This window comes from Komagataeibacter sp. FXV3, assembly GCF_015155755.1.
Taxonomy (GTDB): Bacteria; Pseudomonadota; Alphaproteobacteria; order Acetobacterales; family Acetobacteraceae; genus Komagataeibacter.
This window is the reverse complement of sequence record NZ_VWPI01000018.1, coordinates 13585-38578: the sequence shown is the minus strand read 5'-3', so window position 1 is coordinate 38578 and position 24994 is coordinate 13585. Positions and strand designations below refer to the sequence as shown.

20 protein-coding genes are annotated in these 24994 nt (G+C 60.5%); 11 read left to right on the top strand and 9 right to left on the bottom strand.

Annotation, left to right across the window (positions count from 1 at the left end; genetic code table 11):
- Window positions 1–303 precede the first annotated feature (303 nt).
- Window positions 304–2091, bottom strand: coding sequence for an alginate export family protein (locus F1542_RS01835; RefSeq protein WP_193731521.1), 1788 nt, complete (start codon window positions 2089–2091; stop codon window positions 304–306).
- Between the two features lie 1250 nt (window positions 2092–3341).
- Here F1542_RS01835 and F1542_RS01830 point away from each other — a divergent pair.
- Genes F1542_RS01830 through F1542_RS01815 form a run of 4 tightly spaced genes read left to right on the top strand, consistent with a single transcriptional unit; the run spans window position 3342 to window position 6284 of the window.
- Entirely contained in the window at window positions 3342–4163 is an 822-nt protein-coding gene (locus F1542_RS01830) for a MetQ/NlpA family ABC transporter substrate-binding protein (RefSeq protein WP_193731520.1), read from the top strand.
- Window positions 4154–5188: a methionine ABC transporter ATP-binding protein gene (locus tag F1542_RS01825; protein WP_193731519.1), complete on the top strand. Its 1035-nt coding sequence runs from the start codon at window positions 4154–4156 to the stop codon at window positions 5186–5188. The genes F1542_RS01830 and F1542_RS01825 overlap by 10 nt, the downstream gene beginning before the upstream one ends.
- Window positions 5169–5822, top strand: a complete 654-nt coding sequence (locus F1542_RS01820; RefSeq protein ID WP_193731518.1) for a methionine ABC transporter permease — start codon at window positions 5169–5171, stop codon at window positions 5820–5822. The genes F1542_RS01825 and F1542_RS01820 overlap by 20 nt, the downstream gene beginning before the upstream one ends.
- A gap of 15 nt (window positions 5823–5837) precedes the next feature.
- Window positions 5838–6284 carry an Rrf2 family transcriptional regulator gene (locus F1542_RS01815; RefSeq protein WP_193731517.1) on the top strand — a complete coding sequence of 149 codons (447 nt, stop codon included), beginning with the start codon at window positions 5838–5840 and terminating at the stop codon, window positions 6282–6284.
- 85 nt (window positions 6285–6369) lie between these two features.
- Here F1542_RS01815 and F1542_RS01810 read toward each other — a convergent pair whose 3' ends face one another.
- Window positions 6370–7656, bottom strand: coding sequence for an NAD(P)/FAD-dependent oxidoreductase (locus F1542_RS01810; protein WP_193731516.1), 1287 nt, complete (start codon window positions 7654–7656; stop codon window positions 6370–6372).
- 408 nt (window positions 7657–8064) lie between these two features.
- Here F1542_RS01810 and F1542_RS01805 point away from each other — a divergent pair, with 408 nt between their 5' ends.
- On the top strand, window positions 8065–8826 hold the full coding sequence (locus F1542_RS01805) for an SDR family NAD(P)-dependent oxidoreductase (RefSeq protein WP_193731515.1): 762 nt from the start codon (window positions 8065–8067) through the stop codon (window positions 8824–8826).
- A gap of 37 nt (window positions 8827–8863) precedes the next feature.
- On the opposite strand, the gene F1542_RS01800 is transcribed toward F1542_RS01805, so the two are convergent.
- The 5 genes from F1542_RS01800 to glpD form a co-directional block, all read right to left on the bottom strand.
- On the bottom strand, window positions 8864–9622 hold the full coding sequence (locus F1542_RS01800) for a DeoR/GlpR family DNA-binding transcription regulator (protein ID WP_193731514.1): 759 nt from the start codon (window positions 9620–9622) through the stop codon (window positions 8864–8866).
- A gap of 32 nt (window positions 9623–9654) precedes the next feature.
- On the bottom strand, window positions 9655–10761 hold the full coding sequence (gene fbaA, locus F1542_RS01795; RefSeq protein WP_193731513.1) for a class II fructose-bisphosphate aldolase: 1107 nt from the start codon (window positions 10759–10761) through the stop codon (window positions 9655–9657).
- A 48-nt stretch (window positions 10762–10809) separates the two neighbouring features.
- Window positions 10810–11796 carry a class II fructose-bisphosphatase gene (glpX, locus tag F1542_RS01790; RefSeq protein WP_193731512.1) on the bottom strand — a complete coding sequence of 329 codons (987 nt, stop codon included), beginning with the start codon at window positions 11794–11796 and terminating at the stop codon, window positions 10810–10812.
- A gap of 39 nt (window positions 11797–11835) precedes the next feature.
- Complete coding sequence (gene glpK, locus F1542_RS01785) at window positions 11836–13335, bottom strand: glycerol kinase GlpK (protein ID WP_193731511.1); 1500 nt, start codon at window positions 13333–13335, stop codon at window positions 11836–11838.
- A 69-nt stretch (window positions 13336–13404) separates the two neighbouring features.
- Window positions 13405–14967 carry a glycerol-3-phosphate dehydrogenase gene (glpD, locus tag F1542_RS01780; RefSeq protein WP_193731510.1) on the bottom strand — a complete coding sequence of 521 codons (1563 nt, stop codon included), beginning with the start codon at window positions 14965–14967 and terminating at the stop codon, window positions 13405–13407.
- Window positions 14968–15411: 444 nt separating this feature from the next.
- Between glpD and F1542_RS01775 the strand changes: the two genes are divergently transcribed.
- On the top strand, window positions 15412–16224 hold the full coding sequence (locus F1542_RS01775) for an MIP/aquaporin family protein (RefSeq protein WP_193731509.1): 813 nt from the start codon (window positions 15412–15414) through the stop codon (window positions 16222–16224).
- 193 nt (window positions 16225–16417) lie between these two features.
- Here F1542_RS01775 and F1542_RS01770 read toward each other — a convergent pair whose 3' ends face one another.
- Entirely contained in the window at window positions 16418–16861 is a 444-nt protein-coding gene (locus F1542_RS01770) for an Lrp/AsnC family transcriptional regulator (RefSeq protein WP_019086029.1), read from the bottom strand.
- A gap of 140 nt (window positions 16862–17001) precedes the next feature.
- Between F1542_RS01770 and alr the strand changes: the two genes are divergently transcribed.
- Together alr and F1542_RS01760 are read left to right on the top strand one after the other, a co-directional pair.
- Window positions 17002–18147, top strand: a complete 1146-nt coding sequence (gene alr, locus F1542_RS01765; protein WP_193731508.1) for an alanine racemase — start codon at window positions 17002–17004, stop codon at window positions 18145–18147.
- Window positions 18148–18181: 34 nt separating this feature from the next.
- Window positions 18182–19438 (top strand): D-amino acid dehydrogenase, encoded by a 1257-nt coding sequence (locus F1542_RS01760; protein WP_193731507.1) that lies wholly within the window; start codon window positions 18182–18184, stop codon window positions 19436–19438.
- Between the two features lie 141 nt (window positions 19439–19579).
- On the opposite strand, the gene F1542_RS01755 is transcribed toward F1542_RS01760, so the two are convergent.
- Window positions 19580–20545 (bottom strand): LysR substrate-binding domain-containing protein, encoded by a 966-nt coding sequence (locus F1542_RS01755; protein ID WP_193731506.1) that lies wholly within the window; start codon window positions 20543–20545, stop codon window positions 19580–19582.
- A gap of 171 nt (window positions 20546–20716) precedes the next feature.
- On the opposite strand from F1542_RS01755, the gene F1542_RS01750 reads away from it, so the two are divergent.
- Genes F1542_RS01750 through F1542_RS01740 form a run of 3 tightly spaced genes read left to right on the top strand, consistent with a single transcriptional unit; the run spans window position 20717 to window position 24953 of the window.
- Window positions 20717–22312 carry an MFS transporter gene (locus F1542_RS01750; RefSeq protein WP_193731505.1) on the top strand — a complete coding sequence of 532 codons (1596 nt, stop codon included), beginning with the start codon at window positions 20717–20719 and terminating at the stop codon, window positions 22310–22312.
- Window positions 22313–22330: 18 nt separating this feature from the next.
- Window positions 22331–23407 carry an HlyD family secretion protein gene (locus F1542_RS01745; protein ID WP_193731504.1) on the top strand — a complete coding sequence of 359 codons (1077 nt, stop codon included), beginning with the start codon at window positions 22331–22333 and terminating at the stop codon, window positions 23405–23407.
- A complete protein-coding gene (locus tag F1542_RS01740) occupies window positions 23394–24953 on the top strand; it encodes an efflux transporter outer membrane subunit (protein WP_408886217.1) in 1560 nt (519 codons plus the stop codon). Before F1542_RS01745 ends, F1542_RS01740 begins: the two co-directional genes overlap by 14 nt.
- The last annotated feature ends 41 nt before the right edge of the window (window positions 24954–24994 follow it).

The window sequence follows — 24994 nt, the reverse complement described above, 5'->3', positions numbered from 1 at the left end:
TTTCCGGATGCCTCTTTTCCAAAAAAGTGACATTCCCTGATTTTTTTGAAAAAGCTTCACCCAAAACTTCTTTATGAGACTGTTTGAAAAGTCAGCACATGACAGCACTTTAAAATTAAAGGAAGTTTTTGGTGAAGCTTTTTGCAAAAGCTTCAAAAGAACGCCGCCTTTTTGAAAAAAGGCAGCACCCAAAAACTTTTATTGTTTTTTATCAATTGGTTGTTTTCAAACAGTCTCTATAATTTGCAGGCCGTTGCACATGACAGGTTTCCCAATGTAACCCATCCATATTGCCGCGTATCGTCAGAACCGGAATACAAAATTTGACTGGTAATACGTTCCACTGGAACCACCAGCAGCATTAAGGGCATGCGACGTCATGAAACGGGATGCATACTGCGTCCATGACACATGCGTGTTGATCTGCCAGGCAATCGATACCTGTGGCGCCATGCCAATGAACCTGCCACGGAAATTACCAGAAAACTTATAATTCCCCGATGATTTGTAAATGGGGTCGTTCACACTGTCACGCCAGAACAGTGGATACTTGAACTGGATGCTGACAGACTTGAATGGCGTAATCCGGACCAGCGGCGCGAAACTGATCAGGTTGGACGCCGTCATGTACGTTGTCGTGTCAAGGTAGTTGGTCTGCGGGTTGAAGGGGGAAATATAGGCACCAATCGTCCCTGTCCGGTCAGACGAATTACCACCCGAATACACATCCGTCTGGATCCCGGCGAATGTATTCAGCGTCTTTTCGGAAAAACGATAACCCACCGAGGAATTGATGGCATAGGCACTGACATTGCGCGCCAGCGTGGTCCCGGACGGACGGAATACACCCCCCTGCCAGATGCCGCCCACCGAGAATTCAATCGGCCCCGCCACGCCATGCCAGCGCATGCCAAAATTATTGCGCGTGTTGGACCCGGTAACCGAACCGCCCGGCCCCGCAATCGCCCCGGCCGCGCCATTCAGCTTGTAGCCAATATAAAAGGCATCGACAAAGGAATACCCTTTCTGCCCCATGAAGGTGAAATCAGGGGGCGCCCATGTCGTGTTGAAACCGTACAGGCGCGAAGCATAGTTTTCAGTATCGTGAAACATCTTGTTTTCACTGTCATATGTCTGCACGAAATCCCATCCGTCGATACGGATGCGCTTCCACACCATGTAACCGCGGAACCCGTCCCATGACAGCGGCACGTTCGGCGTCTCACGGGCATACAGCATGTAGGATGGCGCATCGAGAAACTGCTGCCGTCCAAAAATGAAGCCACTTTTGGCGCCAAGCATATTCCACCGTACTTCCACAAAGGCCTGCTGCGCATCCAGACGCTTGCGATAGGTCGAACCATAACCGTACCCGCCCCACCCAGCGGCATCGGCATTTACCAGCTGACCGAAAAAGCGCAGGTGCGAACCGATATGCAGATCCGCACCATACAGGTTGCGCACGGCGAAACGCCCGGAATCATTAGGCTTTTGCGTACCAAGCAGCGGACGGGTTTCAAACCAGTTACGCAGGCGGGTTTCGCCGGAAAAACTGATCCATACATTCCCGCTGCGGGTCAGCGGGATGTATTTCAGCACGTCAAAGGGATCATTATGGTTTTTCCTGCCGCGCAGGTTGCTCCAGTCCTCGGCCCACGGTGTCACGCCATACGTCCCGACCGGGCCGAACCCTGCGGATTCCCCGTTCCCCCGGTTGAACACGCCCCAGTCATACTGGTGGCCATTCTTGCGGTTTTCCGCGCCACTCATGCGCAGGGGCTGCCCCACAGGGTTGGCATGCGGATAGACCTGTATCGGGGGACGCCGCCCGATACGGACAATCACGTTTTCAGACTGTGATTGTGATGCCTGTCCTGCCGGTACGGCTGTCCCTGCCGCATTGACCGAAACTGGGTCGGCGGCATGTGCCCCCTGCCCCATGGTGACAATCCCCGCAGGCAGGCTGAGCAGCATGGCCAGGACATGGAAATCTCTCCCCTTCCTGCCGTCCCGCACGGAATGCGTGCAGGCGCCCTTCCTGCGGATGGAACGGTAGCGAACGGTCGCGGCTGAATTCAGGGATGGCAACATTGTCACATACCACTTCGCTATATGCTGGGCATCATGGTTCATTAAGCACTGTTTATTTACGTATTATGTAATTAAAAACACGTCAATGACGCATTTTTATATTCCCCTTCGTGAGCGTTCAAAATACGTAAAATATCGGAAAACTTTCCATTAACCATCTGTTATAAAACATTATATTTTATTTTTGAAATGGAACATAAAAATGGCGGGAGACATTTTTGTCGCATATAAAACGATAAGGATCGTACTATATACCCGTATCCATCATTGGCCAGGGATCATAGATCCCTGTTGTCCCAAAAGGGATGGAAACATTCATACATGCAGGTATCATGCATACTGCGCCAGAATGATATTTCCCTATATTCTGTTGATATAAAAAGAATATTTATGATTCTGTCTGTACGGAATGCAATCCGCCCCATGCTTCGTTAACGGCAGGGACAACCATACTGTTCCCCTATGCCAGAAGTATGTGACAACGAAGGCGCAGACTTATCATACGATCATATTCGTGAATTATTCCACGCTATCAAATGCGCTTTTCTTTCCCGCGGGTATGGATCCCTGAAACGTCCCTTATAGCAGGCCCGCGCACATCCATTCAGAAACGGCTTGAAAAACCAACCTTTGCAATATCGTATCAATTATAAAGCATTTTTGGTGAAACTTTTTGCAAAAAAAACATCCAAGACCTTTTATTTTAGTTATCCATACGTTGTTTCAAACAATCTCTTTAAGGGCAGACCATGAACCGGATGCCCCGCATTGCTGCGCTCTTGCCCCAAGAACAGGGGGCCAGATCCATGATGGTGCGCAGATTATCCCACCACACCAGAACATCAAATATGATCGGACCGGATGCTGGCAGGATAGAAAACGGGGTGTTTGCGTATCTCAAGACTATTCACTGTATGATGGTGTTTTTTACGGGACAATCCGGCATCAACATAACGATATTTTTTATTTTCAATGAGTAGGCCATGATATTCATGGCTATCACAACACCGCCCCGGTCCCTTTTGGCAATCAGGAAGCAGCCTTTTTTCCGAAAAAATTAACTTATAATTTCGTGATTAATGTTGACCAGCATAAAAAATTGTATTTTCATGCGCCCATCAATCCGCACACCAACAGGCAGGAACGTTACCTAAAACCCGGATCAGTCCATGGCGACTGCCATGCGCCATCGTATGAAACGCAATGCCGGTTTTTCCACGGCAGAAACAGTCATCCGAATCAGGAATGAAATGAAACTGAACGCCCCCATCACAAGAAGACACGCCCTTACCCTGCTGGGGACGGTAACCTGCCTGCCCATGATCCATGCAGCACAGGCAGCGGATGCCAGACGGTTGCGCATCGGGATCATGGCGGGCGAGGATGAGGATCTGTGGCGTGTCATCACCGCCAACGCCGCGAAGGAGGGGCTGGACCTCTCCATCGTGACATTTTCCGACTACAACACCCCTGACGAAGCTCTGGCCGAGCATGAAATTGATGCCAATGCCTTCCAGCACGGTCCCTTCCTGCAGGCGCAGATCGCCGCGCGCGGATATGACATCGTTGCAGTCGGAAATACCTATTTTTCGCCCATCGGGCTGTATTCGGCACGCTGGAAGTCGGTGACCGAGCTGCCACGGAACGCTGTGATCGGGGTGCCGAACGATCCCAGTAATGAAGGCCGCGCGCTGCATCTGCTCGAAACGCTGGGACTGATCAGGCTTGCACCTTCTGCGGGCCTGCTGCCGACCCCGCTGGATATTACCGACAATCCGCGCAACCTGACATTTCATGAACTGGATGCCGGGATTGTCGGGCGCTCCCTGCCCGACCTGGATGCAGCCGTCGTCAATACCAACTGGGCGCTGAAGGCGGAAATTGACCTGCAGAAACAGAAAATCGGGCAGGAATCCCTGCAAGACAACCCGTACGTCAACTTCATTGCCGTCAATGCGGCCGATGCGAAGGCACCGTGGGTGACGCCACTGGTCAATGCGGTCCACCAGCCGTCCACCCGCACGGCGATCGAGACGATCTTCCACGGTTCGGTCGTGCCAGCATGGACGTAGCACTGGTCCAGGTCAGCAATATCAGCCGCAGCTTTGGCGGCCACCTTGCGCTGGATGACATAAGCTTCACCGTGGCACAGGGCGAAATACTGGGCGTGATTGGCCGATCGGGCGCGGGCAAGAGTTCCCTGCTGCGCTGCCTTGGTGCGCTGGACCGGCCCGATACCGGTCATATCATGATCGAGGGACACGACCTGACCACCCTGCCCCTGTCGCAACTGATTGGCCTGCGGCGCAGGATCGGGTTTGTATTCCAGCATTTCAATCTGCTGGGTTCCCGCACGGTGGCGGGTAATATCAGCCTGCCGCTTGAAATCGCGGGCATGCCGCGCGCGCGGCGGGCGGCACGGATTACCGAACTGCTTTCCCTCGTCGGGCTGTCGGATCATGGCCATAAATGGCCGGCGCAGCTATCGGGTGGGCAGAAACAGCGCGTAGGCATCGCCCGTGCACTGGCCAACGCACCTGCCCTACTGCTGTGTGATGAAGCGACATCCGCCCTTGATCCTGAAACAACGACATCCATCCTTGACCTGCTGGCCCGCATCAACCGCGAACTGGGCCTGACCATCATCATGATTACCCATGAAATGGATGTCATCCGCCGGATTGCGACCCATCTGGTCGTCCTGGATCATGGCCGCGTGGTGGAAAACGGCCCGACGCTGGATATTCTGGGCGCGGATGCGCGTTCACCCGTGACACAGGCGCTCCTGTCGGAAACACAGCCGCAGGTACCCCCCGCCATCCGCGCCAGACTGGCCGATACAGACTGCGCCGGCGCGCGCATTGTCATACGCCTGCGCATGGGCGGAGCAGCGGCAGGGCAACCAGTGCTGTCCACCCTGGGACGGCGTTTCGGGGTGGACGCCACCATACTGGCGGGTGGGACCAGCGAAATCGCGGGTCAGCCCTTTACCGACATGATTGTGTGCCTGAGCGATTATCCAGCCGAAATCCGCGATTTCCTCCATGGCCTCGACCCCTCATTGAAAGTTCTTGGTTATGTCCCGGCTGATCTTTGACCTGATCCTGCGCGCAACGTGGGAAACAGCGCAGATGGTGCTGATATCGGGGCTTGTAGCCGTAATTGGCGGCCTGCCGCTGGCGCTGGTCATGGTGGCCACCCGCCGGGACGGCCTGCTGCCCTGCCCGCCCGTGGCGCGCCTGCTGGGGCTGGTCATTGACATGCTGCGTGCCATTCCCTTCATCATCCTGCTGGTGATCCTTATTCCCGTCACCCGCATGATCGTGGGCACGTCGCTTGGGACCACGGCGGCCATCGTGCCGCTATCGCTTGCGGCCATACCGTATTTCGCCCGCATTGCCGAAGTCTCGCTGCGCGAAGTAGACCCGGCACTGGTTGACGCGGTACGGACCATGGGCGGCACCCGGTGGATGATCGTCCGCCATGTCCTGATCCCCGAAGCCCTGCCCGGACTTGTCGCGGGCCTGACCGTTACCCTGATTACGCTGACCGGGGCATCGGCCATGGCCGGGGCGGTGGGCGCAGGCGGACTGGGTGATGTCGCCATCCGTTACGGCTACCAGCGTTTCAATACGGAAATCATGACGCTGGTGGTACTGGTCCTGATTGTCTTTGTCGCGTTGCTACAAACTATCGGGAACGCAATTTCCAATCACCTGCGCCATACCTGACAGGGGGCCATGCCCATGCACAGCGTACGTGACCGGACCGCCACTGCCCTGATCATCATGCTGGACGTGGCGTTTTACAGCATTGCCGGTCGGCCGGTCAGCACGATCGATATCGCGGACCGCTCCGGTCTGGCACGGCGTGGGATCGAACCCATCGTACAATCCCTTGCCCGGTCCGGTCTGTTGCAGGGCGTGCGTGGCCCGCATGGGGGCTACCGGCTGGGCCATCCGGCAGGTGAAATCCTGCTGGCGGATATATACCGGGCCACGATGCATGACGACGCCCCGGCCGAACGACGTCAGGGCACGCTGTTCAATACGGTTGTCCGGCCCTTTCTGGACCAGATGGAAGGTCTTCTGACCCACGAATACAGCAAGGTCACATTGCATGACTTCGTGCGGCAGGCCGAAACACGCGGCCTGCAGCGCCCGCCCGGCAGTCCAGCCAATTTTTCGATATAAACTGCTATTTTCTAAAAGATAAAAGTTTTTGAGCGCCGCCTTTTTTTTCAAAAAGGCGTCGCCAAAAACTTCTCATGATTTTCAATCAGTCCAGCCGAACGGAAGGGCGCACGAATACATCCAGCCAGTCCACAAGGCACGAAATCGTGCCACGCACCGGCCCATACAGTTCAAACTGATGCTGGCGATACAGCATGAGATGTACCATCCGCGCCGACAGCCCATGCAGCCAGCCACCGCCAAACACCGTACCGCCGGGGAACGTGCCCCAGCCATTATAGTCCCCCAGCGCCACGACAGCCCCCTTGTTATGGAAGGTGAAGGCGGGCAGCGGCTGGCCGCTCATCATCCATGCAGGCAATGCCTTGGCCAGGTGGTGCGCCTGCTGGCGGGCGGCCTGCGCGGTCGGGGCGACGGGTTTTTCAGCAATGAAGGCACAGTCGCCCATGGCAAAGATGTTGTCATCCTCCATGACCTGTAGCGTCGGCCTGACCTCAAGCTGGCCGGAACGCGACAGCTTCAGCCCGCCAAACTGCTTTGTCACATCCGGTGCCTTCACGCCCGCAGCCCAAACCCGCAGCGTTGCCGGAACACGGCTACCGTCCTTCAGGATAAAGCCGTTTTCATCCGCGCCACTGACCATGGCACCCGCCCGGACATCGACACCGATAGCCTCAAGCTGCTTGACGGCCGCATCCGATACGGATTCAGGGAATGCCGGCAGGATGCGCGGCCCGGCTTCCAGCAGGGTGATGCGCAGCTTGGGCGGTTTCTGGCCGAAACTGTAAAGCGATGCCAGATCCAGCGCCTTGTGCAGTTCCGCCGCCAGCTGCGTGCCGGTGGCGCCACCGCCGACAATGGCGATATCCAGTTCCTGATGATTGGCAAACGCCCGCAGCAGTTCCATGCGAAAGCGGTCATTGAAACCGTTCGCATCCACCAGATTGTCGATGAACATGCAGTGTTCGGCCACACCTGGCGTGCCGAAATCATTCGCCCGGCTGCCGATGGACAGGACCACCGCGTCATAATCCAGCGTGCGGGCGTCCACCACCTGCTCACCGGTCAGCGGGTCCTTGATGGGGGCCAGCGAAATGGTCTTGGCCTGACGGTCAAGGGCCGTGATCTCACCAGGCCAGAATTCGAAATGATGGCGGCTGGCCTGTGACATGAAGCTTATGCGGTCATTTTCATTCGCGGCCGTGCCAGCGGCAAAGCAGTGCAGCATCGGCTTCCACACATGGGCGAAGCTCTTGTCCACCAATGTGATCTCCGCCCGCCCCGCGCGTCCGACCGAATTGCCCAGCCGTGTCGCCAGCGCAAGCCCGGCCACACCACCGCCTACAATAACGATCCGAAACTTTTGTGCCATCTCGATAATGCTCCAAACCCGCTCGCACGGCGCTCCGGCCCCCACATGGAAAACCCCGATACGCCACAGCCATACAAACCACGTTGACGGGATTATAGGCAATCCAGCCCGTGCCCGAAACATGCGCTGGTACGGATTTAGGTACGAAGGCGCAACAACCTGTCATCCACGCCCCCCATTTTCCGCGCCAGAGCGCGAAAAAACGGGATATCGGCACAGGCGATCAAAAGAACCCGATCTATTGCATCGGGGCGTCATAGATCCCCTCACCCCCATCCCTCGCGCAGCAGCCCCGAGCAGCGAACATGACGGGCAACATCTATCCATTCCCGACGTTAGCCCGCATAACGGCAGACGCAACAGCTATGCCAACATACTGAAATCAATGACAGGACAGCAGGAGAAACCATGACCGCCACCCCACATGGACGCATTCAGGACAAGGTCGCCCTTATTACCGGTGCCGCAAGCGGGATCGGTCGGGCCACGGCCGAACGCTTCGCGGCAGAGGGCGCGCGACTGGCGCTGACCGACCTCAATACCGATGCGCTGGATGAACTGGTCAGCCAGTTTGAAAAAAGCGGGGTGCCCGTGATTTCGGTTCCCGCCGATGTCACAAGCGAGGCGGATATCAAGCGCGTGGTCCATGAAACCATGAAGCATTTCGGCCGGATCGACATTCTTGTCGCCAATGCGGGCGTCATTCCTGAAGCCGACCTGGCCACCGCCACGGCGGATCTGTGGGACCATACCATGGCGGTGGACGCACGCGGCATGTTCCTGAGCTGCAAGTACGCCGCCGCCGAGATGGTGCATGCCGGACAGGGTGCGATTGTCTGCCTGTCCTCCATTTCCGCCTTTGCCGGGCAGAAAGGACAGGCGGTCTATGGACCGGCCAAGTTCGTGGCATCGGGCATTACCAAGCATCTCGCCATCGACCTTGCGGACAAGGGCGTACGTGTCAATGCCGTGGCACCCGGCACGATCGATACCCCGGCAGTGGCTAAAATGGATGCGGACGCCATCCGCAAGGTGGTCGAGATGCACCCGATGGGACGCATGGGCAAGCCTGCGGAAATCGCCAGCGCGATCCTGTTCCTGGCATCCGATGACGCGTCATTCATCACTGGCGCGGTCCTGCCGGTTGATGGCGGGTATCTGGCGCAGTAACGCCATGGACGGGGGCGGTCACGCCCGCCCCCGTCCATCAGGCGATATGCAGTTCCACGTCATGTTCGCGCAGCAGCGCGCATATGCGTTCGGATGGTTGCCGGTCGGTAAAGAAACCATGGACATGCGACAGGTGTCCCAGCCGTCCCATGGGCCTGCGGCCAAACTTGGTCTGGTCCGCCAGCAGGTAGACACGCCGGGCATTGCGCATCATGGCCTGCGCCACGCTGATTTCATCTGCATCGAAATCCAGCAGCGTACCATCTTCCTCGATCCCGCTTATGCCGATTACCGCGAAGTCGGTACGGTACTGTTCAATAAAGGTGCTGGCGGCGGAACCGGTAATCCCGCCGTCATAAAACCGCACCAGTCCCCCCGTCACGATCACTTGGAAATCCGTCTGCGCGGACAGGGGGGTTGCGACATGCAGGTTGTTGGTAATGACACGTAGCGCCTTGTGCCGCCGCAATGCCTTGGCAAAGGCTTCCGTGGTGGTGCCGATACTGACAAACAGGGATGAATTGTCGGGTATCTGCCGGGCGGCAAGGTGGCCGATGGCCTCCTTGGCGCGGCGGTTGAGCACCTGGCGTTCGGAATAGGCAATATTCTCGACCGACGAGGCCAGCCCCGCCCCGCCATGATGCCGCGCCACCAGCCCGCGCCGGGCCAGCAGGTTGACATCACGGCGGATGGTCTGGACTGCAACATTCAGCCTCTGGGCCAGTTCCTCGTTCGAGACGTAACCCTGGGTGCGCACCAGTGTGATAATTTCATGGTGGCGTTCTTCAGCTGACACGTTGCCTGTTACTCCACTGCGTCATCCAAAACCTAGATCGCGCGCGCAACCGTGCGCCCGGTGGCCCCCAGATCGGCAAAGGACTGTTCCAGACGGTCCACGATCCCCTGTTCGCCAACCCGCAGCCACTTGCGCGGGTCATACAGTTTCTTGGTCGGCTTGCCGGTGCCGGGTGCGATCTGGTGGCTGAAGGCTTCGGCATGTTCATGCACGTAGCGGCCAATGCTGCTGGCGAATGCAAACTGGATATCGGTATCGATATTCATCTTGAACACGCCATAGGACACGGCTTCGGTAATCTTGGACTGTTCGGACCCCGAACCACCATGGAATACCAGCGCCAGCGGCTTTTCACCCCGCCCCGTAACCTTTGCCACCGCCGCCTGCGAATTGCGCAGGATTTCGGGCCGCAGCCTGACATTACCGGGCGCGTAGACGCCATGCACATTGCCGAACGACGCGGCAATGGTCACGAACCCGAGCGGGGACAGCGCTTCATACGCCTTCAGCACGTCTTCGGGCTGGGTATAGAGATGGGCGTTGTCCGCGCCGTCATCGAGGTCATGGCCTACGCCATCTTCCTCGCCACCCGTCACGCCAAGCTCGATTTCAAGACCGATGCCCAACGGGGCCATGCGGCGCAGGAAGGTGGCGCATTCGGCGATATTGTCCTCCAGCGGTTCCGCCGAAAGGTCAATCATGTGCGAGGAGAACAGCGGCCGGCCGGTTTCCTTCACCGCTTCCTCGCTCGCATCGATCAGGCCGGAAATCCACGGCAGCAGCTTGCGGTCGGCATGGTCGGTATGCAGGATCACGCACACGCCATAGGCGGCCGCCACCGTATGGACATGACGCGCCGCGGCCACGGCACCCAGCACGCGAGCCTGATCCGCGTCCTTCATGCCTTCGCCCGCGTAAAAACGCGCGCCCCCATTCGATAGCTGGATGATGACATCGGCACGGTTGCGGGCGGCGGCTTCCAGCACGGCGTTGATGCTGTCCGTGCCCACGACGTTCACCGCAGGCAGGGCGTAGCCTTCGTCCCGGCAGGTTTCAACCAGGCGGCGGTAATCAGCACCCGTCACCACACCGGGCTTCAGACCCAGACGGTGGGAAACCGCGTTCGCTGTATCGGTCATGTCGTTTCTCTATTGCCTGTTATTGTTGTTATGCAACGGATAAAATGTTCACCAGGTCTTGGTCTGGTAGTCGTGATGACCTTCCACGAAACGGATGGTGCCGGACTTGGAACGCATGACCAGCGAATGCGTGACCGTGCGCAGGCCACTGCGGCGGATACCGCGCAGAAGCGCCCCACCCGTAACGCCAGTGGCCGAAAACAGGACATCGCCCCGCGCCATGTCTTCCAGCGCCAGCTTGCGCGACGGGTCGGCGCCGGGGTTCATCTTGCGCGCACGCTCGATCTGCCCGTCATCCTCGAACAGCAGGCGACCCTGCATCTGCCCATGCACACAGCGTACGGCCGCGGCGGCCAGCACACCTTCGGGCGCGCCACCCGACCCCACGTAAATGTCGATCTCGCTATCATCCAGACATGCGGCAATGGCAGCCGCCACGTCACCATCACTGAGCAGCGTCACGCGGGCGCCAACGGCACGGGCGCGCGAAATCAGTTCCTCATGGCGTTCACGGTCCAGCGTGCACAGCATGAGTTCGGACACGTCGCATTTCTTGGCGGCCGCCAGCGACTTCAGGTTGGTCTCGATGCTGTTGTCCAGGTCCACCACGCCTTCGGGCAGGTAGGGGCCGACAACGATCTTGTCCATGTAGATGTCGGGTGCATGCAGGAAGTTGCCGCTTTCCGCCAGGGCCACAACCGTCAGCGCGTTGGGCAGGTTCTTGGCGCACAGGTTGGTGCCTTCCAGCGGGTCCACGGCAATATCCATGCCGGGGCCGCCCGCACCCACGTTTTCCCCGATGAACAGCATCGGGGCTTCATCCATCTCGCCTTCGCCAATGACCACGGTGCCGTTGATGGCAACCGTGTCGAACGCACGACGCATGGCCTCCACCGCCGCACCGTCGGCTTCGTTCTTCTGGCCACGGCCTGTCCATGCCGACGCGGCCACGGCGGCCGCTTCCGTCACGCGGACGAGTTCAAGCGCAAGGTTGCGATCCGTAACCTGATAGGGATTATGCCGGGTGGAGGTCATGAAACACTCTTTTCCTGTTTTCTTGCTATAATTCGTCGGTTACGCAGCAATGGTGGCGCTGAGCGTGCGGCGCACCGCCAGATGCCACCCTGCCACCATGCTGTCGCGCTGGGCCTTGTCCATTGTGGGGCGGAACAGCTGCCCGCGGCTCCAGGTGCCCTCGACTTCCGCAATGCTGCTCCATACCCCTGTCGCCAGCCCGGCCAGGAACGCGGCGCCAAGGGCCGTCGTCTCGACCTGCTTGGGCCGTTCCACCGGCGTGCGCAGCATATCGGCAAGGAACTGGCAGAACCAGTCATTGACCGACATCCCGCCATCAACACGCAGTGCGCTCAGTTCCTCGCCACCATCCTCATGCATGGCATCCATGAGATCAAGCGTCTGATACGCCACCGATTCCAGCGCCGCGCGGGCGATATGGGCCGCCGTTGCATCCAGCGTCAGCCCGCAGATCAGGCCACGGGCATCCGGGTCCCAGTGCGGCGCGCCAAGGCCGACAAAACCGGGCACCATATAGACGCCATGGCTGTGCGGCACGCGGGTCGCCATGTCATCGGTCTGGGATGCATGGGTAATTAGGCCAAGCCCGTCACGCAGCCAGCGGATGGCGGCGCCGGCCACGAAAATCGACCCTTCCAGCGCATATGTCGTCTCGGCACCGATGCGGTAGGCGATGGTGGTCAGCATGCGGTTTTCGGACTGGACCGGCGTGGTCCCGGTATTGAGCAGCGCGAAACAGCCCGTGCCATATGTCGCCTTGGCCGTGCCGGGCCTGAAGCAGGCCTGCCCCACCATGGCGGCATTCTGGTCACCCGCCATGCCCGCGACCTTCAACGGTTCGCCAAACAGCTCGGCCCGGGTCTCGCCAAAGATTTCGCTGTTGGTGCGTACTTCGGGCAGGATGGCGCGCGGCACGTTGAACAGCGCCAGCAGGTCATCATCCCACGCGCAGCTATGGATATTGAACAGAAGCGTGCGTGATGCATTGGTCGTATCGGTGGCATGCACCCGCCCACCCGTCAGCCGCCACAGCAGGAAGCTGTCGATCGTGCCGCAGGCCAGCTTTCCCTGCTCGGCCTGCACGCGCGCACCTTCGACATTATCAAGGATCCACGCGATTTTCGTGGCCGAGAAATAGGGATCCAGCAGCAGCCCGGTGCGTTCGCGCACAAGCGGTTCATGCCCCTGTTCATGCATGCGCGCGCAGACAGGCGTCGTGCGCCGGTCCTGCCAGACAATGGCGCGATGAATGGGCTTTCCCGTTTCCCGGTCCCACACGACAACGGTTTCGCGCTGGTTGGTAATGCCGATCCCCGCGATCGTACCCGGACCACCAGCCTTTTCAATGGCTTCACGCGCGGTGGACAGGACGTTGGACCAGATTTCCTCCGGATCGTGTTCGACCCAGCCCGGATTGGGGTAATGCTGGGCAAATTCGGTACGCGCGACAGAAAGCGCGTTGATGTCACGATCGAAGACGATGCTGCGGGTCGAGGTCGTTCCCTGATCGATAGCGAGAATTCTGTTCTTCTTGTTCATTATTTTCTCCTGCCCTGACGGGCGGATGCGGTTCTGGCCGTGGACGATGTTACGCCCACGGCCTGTTTGTCACGAAGCCGATTTTGCAGCGACCGGCTGGCGGCCACGCAGGTAGGTGTCAAGGCGGCCTGCGTCCTCATCGGTCACATGCAGCCCCATGCGGGAACGGCGCCACAGGATGTCCTCGGTCGTCTGCGCCCATTCATGCGCGATCAGGTATTCCACTTCACGCGCGGTCAGGCCACCGCCAAACTGCTCGCCCATATCAGCCATGCTGCGCGCATCACCCACGATTTCGGTCGCACGCGAACCATAATTGCGCACCAGACGCCAGCACAGCTGTGCATCAAGGAACGGGGCCTTTGCCGCAAGGCGGCTGACCGCGCCATCAAACCCGCCCTCGCCCAAGTCACCGCCGGGCAGCACCTGATCCGCGGTCCAGCCCGGCGCGGACAGGACCGGCAGGAAGGGCTGCAGCTTCTCCAGCGCGTGTTCAGCCAGCTTGCGGTACGTGGTGATCTTGCCACCGAAGATGGACAGCATCGGCGCCTGATTGCCCTGCGTGTCCACATCCAGCACGTAATCACGCGTCACGGCGGAGGCGTTCTTGGCCGCGTCATCATAGAGCGGGCGCACGCCGGCGTAGCTCCACACCACGTCATCCGGGGTGACCGGCTTGGTGAAATAGCGGCTGACGCTTTCGCACAGGTAGCTGATTTCCTCGGGCGAGATCTCAACCCGGCCGGGGGCCTGCGTCCACGGCACGTCGGTGGTGCCGATCAGGGTGAATTTCTGCTCGTAGGGGATCGCGAAAACGATTCGCTTGTCCGGGTTCTGCAGGATATAGGCCTGCGGCCCGTCAAACAGGCGCGGCACCACGATATGGCTGCCCTTGACCAGGCGCACGTTCTTGTCGGAATCGACCTGCGCGCGCTTACGCAGCACCTCGCTCACCCACGGGCCGCCGGCATTGACCAGTACCTTTGCCTGCACGGTCGTCTGGCTGCCATCGCGCGTGTTCTCGATCACCGCTTCCCATATGCCGTTAACGCGGCGGGCCTGCACAAGGCGGGTGCGGGTGCGGATATCGGCCCCGTGCACTTTGGCATCCATGGCGTTGAGGACGACAAGGCGGCTGTCCTGCACCCATCCATCGGAATAGGCAAAGCCACGCGCCAGCGTGCCGTTGAGCGGCCTGCCTGCCGAATTCGTGCGGAAATCAAGCGACTTGCACTTGGGCAGCGTCATGTTGGGCGCGAGGTGGTCATACAGGAACAGGCCAAGGCGCAGCATCCATGCGGGCCGTGCCTGCGGGGTATAGGGCAGCACGAAGCGCATCGGCCAGATGATGTGGGGCGCGATGCGCAGCAGGCGCTCACGTTCGATCAGCGCCTCACGCACCAGGCGGAATTCATAATATTCAAGGTAGCGCAGGCCACCATGGATCAGCTTGGTGCTGGCTGATGAAGTGTAGCTGGCAAGGTCGTCCTGCTCGACCAGCAGGACGGACGCGCCCCGCCCTGCGGCATCGCGCGCGATGCCCGTGCCGTTGATCCCACCGCCAACGACCAGCAGGTCGAGCGGACCGCCCTGTGCCGCAGGGGTGCGGAATGTTTCGTCCTTGGACGCCATGGTAGATGTTCCTCCTGATACTCATGTTCGTAAACGAACATCGCGCGCGTTTCAATAGGGAAAGCGCACATCAGCCGCGGTATTCCGTGAAATATTTCATGCATAAATATTGCCGGTTTTAGACATAAATTCGCCATATGCAGGTATTTATCTGTGTGGGCGGTTTTTGTGCATGTGCGAAAACGCGCAGCATGAGCCACCGCCCCGCCCCCGCTGCTGTCTGACACGCACCAGCGCGGCATGCCCCCAAATCTGCCCGGCTGGAGAGGTTTCATGAAATATAATGAAATAAAAGGAAAAAGGAGAAACTTTCCCCCCGGCCAGCACACGTCCCCCTTTCCGACCCGGATATGTTCGTTTAAGAACATGACAGGGCCGGAAACCCGCCACAAGGCGGACAGCCCATTCCCATCGAATGATAATAAAAGAATAAAGTGGGTTAAAATGCTAAAGAACCGACAGTTTCTGGGCGAACTGATATCAGAATGCATCGCGGTCATGATCATTGTCCTGATCGGTGATTCCGTGGCAGCCATGTACACACTGTATGATCCCAGCCCCTACAAGCTCTCATACTGGGGGGTTTCCATTGTATGGGGGCTGGGCGTGACCATCGCGATTTACGTGACCGGCAGCGTATCGGGCACCCATGCCAACCCGGCCGTATCGGTGGCGCTGGCGCTTTACCGTGGTTTTTCATGGCGCAAGGTGCCTGCCTATTGTGCGGCACAGGTATTGGGGGGCATGCTGGGTGCGGCCCTTGTCTATACGCTGTACCAGCCGGTCATAGACCATTACAACCAGTTGCATGGCATAAGCCGCGCCGATGGCGGGGCGGCCGGGGTATTTTTCACCCATCCGGGCGAATTCATCACGCCGCTCCATGCCTTCATGGATGAAACCATCCTGACGGCGCTGCTGGTCGGCGGCATCTTCGCGATCACCTGCGAGTACAACACCGTCGCACCGCAGGCCAATTCCAGCGCGCTGATCATCGGCCTGCTGGTGGCCAGCATTGGCGCGTGTTCAGGCTATCTGGAGGCATGGGCCATCAATCCCGCCCGTGACTTCGGCCCGCGCCTGTTCTGTTTCCTGGCCGGATGGGGCGGTTCCGCACTGCCTTCGGCGGACAATTTCTGGTGGGTGCCAATTGCTGGTCCACTGCTGGGCGGCGTGGTTGGTGCGGGCTGTTACCAGTTCCTGATCCGTCCGTTCATTCCGCGTCACGCCGGCGCGGTGCTTCCCCCGGTCCCGTAACCTTCCTTTTCGCACCGCCGGATCATCCCGGCGGTGTTACGTTTCATCACGGGGCAGACCCAGAATGGTCCGCGCCCCGGATAACCAATTCAACAAAAGTTTTTAATGAAGCTTGTTTCAAAAAGCTTCGTGGAACGCCGCCTTTTTGAAAAAAAGGCGGCACCCGGAAACTTTGTTCATTTCTTATTAATACTTAACGCTGCACGACGGTGCGGATGGCAAAGTTGCTCTGTATCCGGGCGACACCGGGCATGCGCGACAGTTCTTCCTTATGAATGCGTTCATAATCGGCGGCATCCCGTGCCTCGACCCGGACCAGATAATCGGCATCCCCCGTCATCAGGTAACATTCGCGCACATCGGCGCATTCGCGCACGCGGGCCTCGAACCGGCGCAGGCATTCCTCCGTCTGGCGTTCCAGCGTGATCTGTACGATCACGGTGGTCATGCCATGGACCGAACGCTCATCCACCAGCGCGCGATAGCCCCGGATCACCCCGTCCTTTTCCAGCATACGCACCCGCCGCAGGCAGGCGGAGGGGGACAGGCCGACCTTCTGCGCCAGTTCGGCATTGCTCATGCGTCCGTCATGGCGAAGGTTGCGCAATATGGCGTCTGTCAGACGATCGAATGCCATGGTGAATTTTCCGCTTATTTTCGTATATGATTGCGTACAGACAATTCTTAATTGCATGAAATTGCGTCAAACGACAGGACATTTTGTTTCAGTCAGCGTACGATCAACCTGTCCCGCCAGCCCGATGGAGTACACGCCCCATGCCTGACCTGCCTTCCTTCCCGCACACTACCGGCTGGGCCGCGCCGGGTGCGGGTGCGATGCTGGAAATCGACCTGGACGCGATCGCGGCGAATTACCGCCTGCTCAATGCCCGTACGGGCAACACCACCTGCGCGGCAGTGGTCAAGGCTGATGCCTACGGGCTGGGTGCCCACCGGGTTGCCCCCGTGCTGGAACAGGCCGGGGCAAGTACCTTTTTTGTCGCCCATCTGGAAGAAGGCATCCGCCTGCGGCCGCATGTCGCCCCCACCGCACGCATTTTTGTCCTGCATGGCCCGATGCCGGGAACACAAGCCGAGTTCACCCGCCATGCCCTGCTGCCGGTGCTGAACAGCATGGAACAGGTGGCCGGATGGCGCATGCATGCGGGCAGGATGGAACAGCCCCTGCCCGCCGCCCTGCAGGTTGATACCGGCATGTCCCGCTTCGGCCTGTCCAGGCAGGATGTCACCACACTGGCGGCAAACCCGGACCTGCTGGATGGAATCGACACGCAACTGGTGATGAGCCACCTTGCCTGCGCCGATACCCCGGCCAGCCCCGCCAACACCATCCAGCGCGACCGCCTGCGCGCCATGGCCGCCCGCCTGCCTGCGGCCCCGCTGGCGCTTTCGGCCTCATCGGGGATCTTCCTTGGGCCTGATTACCATTTCGATCTTGTGCGTCCCGGTGCCGCCCTCTACGGCCTGGCGCCCAATGACGACGCGCCCAACCCCCTGCGCCCCACCGTGCGGCTGGGCGCGCGGATTGTCCAGCGCCGTACCATCAACGCGGGAGACGGCGTGGGCTATGGCCTGACATGGCGCGCCACGGGACCATGCCGGATTGCAACCCTGGGCATCGGCTATGCCGACGGGTTCCTGCGCCACGGCGCCGATGGCGATGGATGTGCGTGGCTGGGGGACTACCGGCTGCCGATCCTTGGCCGCATTTCCATGGATTCCACCACCATCGACGTAAGCGACGTGCCCGAAAACGTGCTGGCGCAGGCCACGCATGTGGACATGATCGGCCCGCGCCGCAGTGTGGATGATGTCGCCCGGTCCGCTGGCACCATTGGCTATGAAGTGCTGACGGCGCTGGGTTCCCGTTTCCATCGCGCGTACCTGACACAGGCGGCGTGATGCGTTTCCACCCGCCAGAGAAGGCATCTGTGTAATGAAAATCATCGTTCTGGGTAGCGGTGTCGTCGGTGTGACATCGGCATGGTACCTTGCGCAGGCAGGGCATGAGGTCACTGTGGTGGACCGCCAGCCCGAAGCAGGCCTTGAAACCAGCTTCGCCAATGCGGGGCAGGTCTCACCGGGATATTCATCCCCCTGGGCCGGGCCGGGCGTGCCGCTGAAGTCGATCAAGTGGCTGCTGATGAAATACCGTCCCTTCGTATTCTGGCCCATGCCTGACCCGCATCTGTGGAAATGGCTGGTGCAGATGCTGGAAAACTGCACGACAGCCGCCTATGACCGCAACAAGGGCCGCATGGTGCGTATCGCGGAATACAGCCGCGACGTGATGCGCGACCTGCGCGCCAGCACCGGCATCACCTATGATGACCGACAGCAGGGCACGCTGCAGGTTTTCCGCACGCAAAAGCAGATGGACGCCATCGCGGGCGATATCCGCGTGCTGGAACAGTACAATGTCCCCTATGAAATCCTGACGCGCGAAGGCTGCGTGCGGGCCGAGCCGGGTCTGGCGTCATCGGCGGACAAGATTGTGGGCGGCCTGCGCCTGCCGGGTGATGAAACGGGCGATGCCTTCCTGTTCACCCAGCGCCTTGCGGCCATGGCGGCGAAGGCTGGCGTCACCTTCCATTACGACACCCGCATCCGCACCATGACGAATGATGGTGGCCGCATTACCGGGATCGAGACCAGCCGCGGCCAGATGGTGGCGGATTCCTATGTCCTGTCACTGGGCAGCTATTCGCCAGCCATGGTGCGCCGCCTTGGGCTGGACCTGCCGATCTATCCGGTCAAGGGCTACTCGCTGACCGCTGACATCGTGAATGAAAAGCAGGCCCCGGTTTCCACCATCATGGATGAGACGTTCAAGATCGGGATCACCCGCCTTGGCGAACGCATCCGCGTGGGTGGCACGGCGGAACTGGCAGGCTTCAGCACGAAGCTGCGCGCGCCGCGGCGGGAGACGCTGGAACATTCGGTGACTGACCTGTTCCCCGGTGGCGGCAATATCGCAGCGGCCAAATTCTGGACCGGCCTGCGCCCGATGACCCCCGATGGCACGCCCATCATCGGCCGCACGAAATATGACAACCTGTTCCTCAACACCGGGCATGGCACGCTGGGCTGGACCATGGCCTGCGGGTCGGGCCGGGTACTGGCTGACATCATGTCAAACCGCATGCCCGACATCCCGTACGAGGATCTGGGCGTGGTGCGCTACGGGCAGTAAAAACAGTTTGAGAACAAAAGTTTTTTGGGTGCCGCCTTTTTTCAGAAAGGCCGCGTCCCCTGAAGCTTGCTGAAACAAGCTTCACCAAAAACTTCTTTATATTCTGCCTTGTATCTCAAAGACGGGTTTTGCAACCAGCCTTTATGTCCCATTCCCCGCTGCCACCGTGGCGGGGGAAAACCCATCCGGCAGGACATCCCCGCGCTGGCGCACGACCTGATAGACCGTATTGCGCAACCAGCGATGCACCGGATCGCTGTCACGCCTTGGGTGCCACGCCTGAAATGAATGCACCGGGGGCAGTTCGAAGGGAAATTCGAACTCTTCAAGATGCATGGACCGTATGGGCAGGTAATCAATGGCGATACCCGGCAACGGCAGGATCATGTCCGTCATGCGCAGGGTTTCCACCATGGCGTAATAAGTGGGGACGACCATGACCACCCGCCGCTTCAGCCCGAAGCGTTCCTTCAGCACCGTATCGATCGGTCCGTGCGGCCGTCCCCGGCGCGACACGCTTATGTGTTCGTACCGCGCGACCGAGGCGGGCGTAATCCCCTCGGTCAGGATGGGATGGCCCGCGCGCACCAGTGCGCGGAAGGACGTGGGAAAAATGCTCTGGCGGCGTATTTCCGACCGCATGTCATCAGATGCGCCAAGATAGAGGTCAATCCGCCCTTCCCGCAGGTCGTTGCTGGGTTCCTCATCCGTTTCCGGGGCGAAGGTTATGGTGCAGCCGGGGCATTCGGCCCGCAACGCCGCAAGGATGGCAGCCCCGAACGCCCCCACGATCAGGTCATTCGCCCGCAGGGTGAAATGGGGGGACAGACCGGCAAGGTCGGGGGCGTCCTGTTCCTCCAGCAGGGAATCCGCACCTTCGACCAGCGTCTGCACCCGTTCACGGATCCCCAGCGCAAAGGTGGTGGCGACCAGCCTGCGCCCCGACGCCACCAGGATGGGATCGCCAAAGACCACGCGCAGTTTGGCGAGGGTACGGCTCATGGCGGCCTCGCTCACCTGCAGCCTGCGCGCGGCGTGGGAGACGCCTTCTTCCTCGATCAGGGCCTGAAGACTACGCAGTAGGTCGAGATCGTAGCGTTTCCTCATGACCCTGCGTGTCTTCCCTACACTGAAACCGGAATGCAGCCATCCCGATTATCCTGAAAAAACGGATTTGACCAATCCGCAAAATGAAAGTGTCACCTTACGCGATCATGGGTATTCGCGCACGCCCCCCGCGCCGATCATGTGTCTGTTTTCCCATCGGGACAGATAAATGTGAACGCCGCCCACGCCGCCCCTTCCTATATCCCGCCCTTTGGCATCCGCACGGTCGTGGGGTGCCTTGGGGTTCTGCTGGCCGTGCATGTCGCCGGTTTCAATGAACACATCACGGAAATCGGCCTGCCCGATATCCGTGGGGCGATGCATATCGGCCACGATGAAGGCACGTGGTTCATTTCCATCTATGAATGTTTCAACATCGCGGCGATGGCGTTCACGCCGTGGTTCTACGTCACGTTTTCCATCTACCGCTTTACCCTGTTCATGACGGCGCTGCTGGGACTGCTGGCCATTCCCGCACCCTACATGCCCGACATGACCACGCTGTGCATCCTGCGCGCGGCGCAGGGGCTGTCGGCGGGGTGCCTGCCGCCCATCCTCATGACCGTCATGCTCAAATACCTGCCTGCCCCGCTGCGGGTGTTCGGCATTGGCGGGTATGCCATGAGTGCGACCTTTGGCCCCAACCTTGGCGGCCCGCTGGAGGCGATGTGGTTCGAACATGTCGGCTGGCGGTGGCTGTACTGGGAAACGCTGCCGCTGTGCGCGGTGGCGGTGCTGATGATCGGCTGGGGGCTGCCGCGCGATCCGTCGCACTGGGAACGGTTCCGCAACTTCAACTGGCGTGGGTTCATGCTGGGGGTTCCGGCCATCATGTGCGTGGTGACGGTGCTGTATCAGGGCGACCGGCTGGACTGGTTCCGCTCCCCCGTCATCACGCACCTGACATTCTGGGGCGGGGCGCTGTTCATTGCCTTCCTGGCGCATGAATGGTTCCACCACAGCCCGTTCTTCCGCATCCAGTTCTGGGGTAACCGCAATATCGCCGCATCCCTGCTGACGCTGGTGGCGTCACTCATGATCTGCGGGCTGATGACGGAAATCCCGTTCACCTACCTTGCCGATATCCGTGGCTACCGGCCCATTCAGGCAGCACCCGTGGCCCTGGTGGTCGCATTGCCGCAACTGATCCTGCTGCCGCTGACGGCGGCACTGTGCAATCTCCGCGCGGTGGACTGCCGGTACGTGCTGGCCATCGGGCTGATCTGCCTTGGTGTTGCGGCATGGCTGGGCACGTGGCTGACGCCGGACTGGGTGCGCGACAATTTCATGGTCATCCAGATCCTGCAGGTCTTCGGGCAGCCGATGGTGGTCATCCCCACCCTCATGCTTGCAGCGCTGGGGCTGGGGCCTGCCGACGGGCCGATGATCTCGGGCATGGTGAACATGCTCAAGGGCATGGCCAACGCCATCGCCACCGCCCTGTTCGAAGTCATGCTGCGCCGGCGCGAGCAGTATCATTCCACCATGCTGCTGGACCTGCATGGCACACACGGCACGGCGCTGTCGGGCATGGGCGACCCCATTGCCGGGCAGATCGCGGCCACGTCGCCCGATGCCGGGCATGTCGCGCGCAACGCGCTGCAGATCTTCCATACCTACGTGCATGAACAGGCCACCGTGCTGGCGCTGGCGGACATCTATCTGCTGGTCATGTGGATCTGCGCCTTTTTCCTTGTCCTGACGGCAATCCTGCCCGGACGTATCTACCCCCCGCGTGCGCCGGTCCCTGCACCTGCCGCACACTGAATGATCGGGTCCAAAGCAATGCCCCACAAGAAACCCATCATCCTGGCTGGCGCCACGGTCATTGTCCTGGTTGCGGCCGCATGGACCGCCGACCGGCTTGTATCGGGTAACGGCACCAGCGAATATACCAATGATGCCTATGTCACGGCGGATTTCACCACCGTGGCGCCGAAGGTGCCCGGCCGCATCGACCGTGTGATCGCGCAGGATAACGAGGCCGTCCACCCCGGCGAGGAACTGGCCCATATCGAGGACGAGGATTACCGGGCTGCGCTGGAGACAGCACGGGGTGAGCGGGAAGCGGCACAGGGCGACGTTGCGAACCTTGAGGCCGAGCTGGTGCGCCAGTCGGCCCTGATCGCGCAGGCGCATGCCAGCGTCACCGCAGATCAGGCGCAGCTTGTCTTTGCCCAGCAGAATGCGCGGCGGTACCGTAACCTGTCGGCGGACGGGTCCGGCACGCTGGAGCAGAACCAGGACAGTGCCGCCCGCCTGCTGGAAGCGCAGGCCCGTCTTGACCACGACAACGCCGCGGTCGAAGCTGAAACCGATCAGGTCGCGGTCCTGCGCGCGCGCCTGCTGCATGCACAGGGCGCGCTGGAACAGGCACGCGGGCGCGAACATACGGCCGCACTGAACCTGTCCTACTGCACCATCCCCGCCCCGGTCGAAGGCGTGGTGGGTGAACGTGGCGTGCGCGTGGGGGCCTATGTCCATGCGGGCACGGCCCTGCTGGCGGTGGTGCCGACACAGGCGGCCTACGTGCTGGCCAATTTTCAGGAAACGCAGCTGACCCGTGTCCGCACCGGGCAGCGCGCGACCATATGGGTCGATACCTTTCCCGGCCACCCGCTGCATGCCCACGTGGACAGCCTGGCCCCCGCCACCGGCGTTGCCTTCGCCCCGATCCAGCCGGACAACGCCACCGGCAACTTTACCAAGGTGGTGCAGCGTATTCCCGTCAAGCTGGTGTTCGACCCCGGACAGACGCTGGCCGGGCTGGTGCGTGTCGGCATGTCGGTCGAAGCCCGCATTGATACCGTAACCCCGCCTGACGGCCCCCACGCGACGGAGGCCCGCTATGTCTGGCAGTAACATCCCGCACGCCGCACGCCATCCGCGCGCCCTGCTGACCTTTGGCATGATCGCACTGATTGCCACCGGCTGCACGGTTGGCCCCAACTATCACCGCAAACCCCAGCCAGCGCCTGCGACATGGCATGACAGCCTGCCGCCTGCCGAAAGCCACGTCACTGATGCGAAGACAGACGCGCAGTGGTGGACCATTTTCAATGACGCCACCCTGACCGCGCTGGAAACACAGGTGGCGCAGGACAACCTTGACCTGAAAGCCGCGTCATGGCGCTTTGCCCAGAGCATGGCCGAACGCCGTATCGCAAGTGCGGCCCAGTTCCCGCATGCCGAAGCCAATGCGTCCTATGCCCGCGAACGCGCCAGCACCAATGGCATACTGGGCCTGCTGGGCACCATGGAGCAGCAGGGCGCTGGCACGATCGCCAGCGGCACGCAGGGCTTTGGTCCCACGGCCATGCCCGGTTCGATCGGCAATCCGTCCTTCAACCTGCCGCAGTACGGCATGAATGCAGCGTGGGAAGTGGACCTGTGGGGACATGTGCGCCGTCAGGTCGAAGCCGCCACCGCCGCCATGCACGCGACCGAGGACATGCGCCGGGGGCTTATGGTCTCACTCATGGCGGAAACGGCGCAGGATTACCTTGACCTGCGCGGCGTGCAGGCACGCATGGCCATTGTCCGGCAGAACATCGACCTGGCCAGCCATACGCTGCACCTGACCACGCGCCGCCTGGACGAAGGGGCCGCGACCCGCATGGACGTGGCCGATGCATCGGGCCAGTACGAGGAATTCCGCTCCCGCCTGCCGGTGCTGCAGGATCAGGAAGCGCATCTGCTCAACGCCCTGAGCTTTCTGGTCGCCCGCGAACCCGGCGCACTGACCCAGAACCTTGGGCCTGGCGGCGGCGTGCCGCCGGTGCCGCGTGAAATTCCGGTGGGGCTGCCATCGCAACTGGCGGAACGCAGGCCCGATATCCGCATGGCGGAAGAACGGCTGCATGCCGCCACCGCCAGCATTGGCGTCGCCATTGCCGATTTCTTCCCGCGCGTGACGCTGTCGGGCAGCCTTGATGTGCAGGCGCTGCAGTTCAGCGGGCTGGGAAGCTGGGCATCGCGCCAGTACGGTTTTGGCCCGACCGCGACCTTTCCCATATTCGAGGGCGGGCGGCTGACGGGCCAGTTGCGCCTGCGCAAGGCGCAGCAGAAGGAAGCCGCCATCATGCTGCAGCGCACGATGCTCAAGGCATGGCAGGAAATCGATGACGCGATGGCCGACCTGTCATCAGCACAGAACCAGCGCGACCGGCTGGCCGCCGCCGTGGAGCAGAACCAGATTGCCGTGCGCACCGCGCAGCGCCAGTACACCGAAGGTTCGGCTGCGTTCCTGAATGTGCTGGAAATGCAGGACCGGCTGCTCGATACGCAGTCCCGCCTGGTCGAGGCGGATGTCGCGGTCTCGACTTCCGTCACCCATCTGTATCGCGCGCTGGGCGGTGGATGGGAAAGCCGTTATCCCCTGCCCCAGCCACGCCGGAAAAAAGGCTGAAAAAACAAAGACGTTCTTGGTGAAGCTTTTTTCAAAAAGCT